The following is a 2740-nucleotide window of genomic DNA, read 5'->3' on the forward strand; positions in this document are numbered from 1 at the left end:
GCAGTTTCAGAGCCTGCTGGCCTTCCTGCAGGGTGAATAACGAGACGTTATCGAGGGCAAACGGATGGACTTTCAGGTCGCGGGTGGTGCGATAAACGCAGCGCTGACGGTCGTTGCCCAGTGGCTGGGTTAACAAATCGCTTTCAGGGGCAACACCTCTTCGCGCACGTGCAGCTCCGGAGTGGCCGGTGTCAGTTCGACAATCGCCGTGGAGGGGAGGGTGCGGTTGATCACCGGCAGCAGGTGCGAGAGCAGCGGCTCAGTCAGCTCGGGAATATCGTCATCAATCTTCTGCCGCAGCTTGGCCATCATCAGCGAAAAGCCCTGAAACAACCGCTCCACCGAGTCATCGCGCGGAACCGGACTGCTGTCCAGACCTAACGCCCGCCCCAGTTCCGGGAATTCTTTCGCAAACTCCAGCCCGGCTTCCTTCAGGTAGCGCATTTCGCCGTCAAAATATTTTAAGAAATCGTCTTCCATGTCGGTGCCTGCGTTATCAGAAAATCGTGGTAGGTAATCTGAAACCATCAAGTTTCAGCAGGCTGACCGGATCGTTACCGGCAATAAAGGCCAGGCGGTAATTGAGCGGCAGGCCGTCACCGGCGGTCCAGACCACCTGATAATGCGTGTCGTCCACCTGCGTAATTTTGGCCTTCTTCAGCAGCCGGTAAAATGCCCAGGTGCCCGGCGTGTCAAAACAGAGCCGCGCACCGGCGCGGACGCTGGTCCACACCAGTGATGCACCGGGATAATAGGTGTCGCCCGGCCACTGAATGTCCTGCCATAACGGCATCTGATTGAAGTAGACCAGCTTCTGGCCATCGATGCTCAGTTCGGTCTGCACCACGTCTCTGGCGGTGCCCGCCTGCAGTTTGAAACGAAATCCCCACCCCGTATCGTTAAGCGCGTGACCTAACCGGTCGAGCTGGTTCAGCTTGCTGAGAAACGCGGCGTTCACTGTCAGCCCCGGCGGCAGTTTGTCGGCTTTCTGCCAGCGGTTGTCTTTGTACTCCAGCACGCCGTTCAGACGCTCGCGGATGAAACCGGCAATCAGGCCGGTCTGCGGATTGATAAAATCATTCAGCGCCGCCAGCGACGCGTCTTTCGGGCTGTCGGTGAACGGGAAGGTGTTATCGAATTCTTTGTGCCAGACCGCGACAATATCCTGCTGCCACTGTGCATCCATCCCTTTTACGCCGGTGGTCATCACGCCTTTCCATGTCTGGCTGAGCGGCGCCAAAAACAGCGCCTGTGCCATCGGTTGCCAGCCGCTGCCCAGCTGGGCACGCAGACGGGCGGGCAACTCAGAAACCGCGTTATCAATCTGTGTCCCGCGAAATACCGACTGTGAGAGCGCCGCCGTGCCGCCGGTGGCCGCCGAAAGGTTGCGCATCTTGTCGCGCAATGCCGCCGTTTGTGACCGCCAGGCAGATAGCGTAATACCGTTCCCTTTACTGGCACCGGTCGCCATCGAGACGATGCCGCCAAACACTGGCTGCAGGGCAGGATTCAGCTCACTGCGTCGTTCGTTCGGGCTGCCCGCCAGTCCCTGCCAGGCCAGCTGTTTCATCAGCGCTATCTGTGGCGACCGGCTGACGTCAGAAGCCAGTGCCAGCTGCTCTGCCGGATTCGCCGCCGTATGCGCCTTCAGCTGGTTGAGCGTTTTCTGCCACGCGGTACCGTATTCGGCAAAATAGCGCGCCGTTAACCGTTCACCCAGTGCGGCGGGGGAGAGAGAGGCTTCCACCGGATGCCCCGGCTCTGCCAGTACCCAGCTGACCTGTTCCTGACGCTGGGTGACAAGGGCGGCTATCTCCGGCGCGATTGCGCCTTCGTACGCCTGACGGGTAAAGCTGCCCGGTACGTCGGCGTCGAGAGTAAACATTCCGCCCGAGTCCTGACCGTCAAGCAGCTGCGTCAGCGACAAATCCGCGAAGTTGCGTGAGGTGCGGTAAATCAGGGAACCATAAAGTTTTTGTTCTGCGTCCGCGCCGCTCATGGCATTCAGCAAGGCCGCCCGCGCCTGCGTGACCGCCGCGTTACCTGGCCGGATTTTCCAGTCAGGATGCCGGGCAAACTGCGTGGTCATAAAAGCGATATTCTGCGGCGCAACGTTTTTCAGCAACGGCGTCAGCTGCTGCACTAAATAGCGCTGCGCCTCTGCGCCGGTGGTTTTGTCGGGCTGAACCAGCATCAGGTAGGTTTTCAGGGCATCGTAGGACGGCGTGGGTGACATCAACGCCGCACTAAGCTGCCGCTGCGCCGGTTGAACGATAAGCCTGTGGGCCAGCGCCGAGTATTGCGGCCAGAGGGCAGGAATCAGCGAATCCGTCACGTCCAGACCAAACCGGCGATACAGCGGCGTGCCCTGTTCCTGCTGAATCAGTAAGGTTTGCACCCTCTGTTGCAACGAGGACAAAACGGCAGGCGAGGGCGAGGTTTTCGCCTGTTGTTCCTGCTCCGCACTGCCGGTCACCAGCCGGTAATTGCTGATGCCGGACACGATTGTACCGATGGCCAATACCAGCATCGCGGTCGCGGCGCTCCACTTCGCCACTGTTCGCGCCGTTACCCCAACCGGACGACCGGCGCGGCGGTGAATGCCGGCAGACAATTCCCGCCAGACCGGAGAATCCGCACGTTCATGCGGGCTGTAGGCGCGTAACGTCAGCGCCGGTGAAAACGCTACGCCGTACAGCGGCAGCTGAAAATAGCCACTGAGCAGCGGTTTGAATGCATC

At 60.0% G+C, this 2740-nt stretch carries 2 protein-coding genes; both read right to left on the minus strand.

The genetic code is table 11. From position 1 onward, the window contains the following. Positions 1-129: 129 nt before the first annotated feature. A complete protein-coding gene (locus ACM615_RS23715) occupies positions 130-480 on the minus strand; it encodes a type VI secretion system baseplate subunit TssF (RefSeq protein WP_431012611.1) in 351 nt (116 codons plus the stop codon). 16 nt (positions 481-496) lie between these two features. Continuing rightward, the coding region (locus ACM615_RS23720; RefSeq protein ID WP_431012612.1) for an ImcF-related family protein at positions 497-2740 on the minus strand (2244 nt) is incomplete at its 5' end.

The organism is Rahnella sp. PAMC25617, from assembly GCF_050606005.1.
Lineage (GTDB): Bacteria > Pseudomonadota > Gammaproteobacteria > Enterobacterales > Enterobacteriaceae > Rahnella > Rahnella variigena.

Excerpts from the sequence above, each read along its gene's own strand:
- ACM615_RS23715 (WP_431012611.1), bottom strand. The coding sequence starts at position 480 with ATGGAAGACGATTTCTTAAAATATTTTGACGGCGAAATGCGCTACCTG.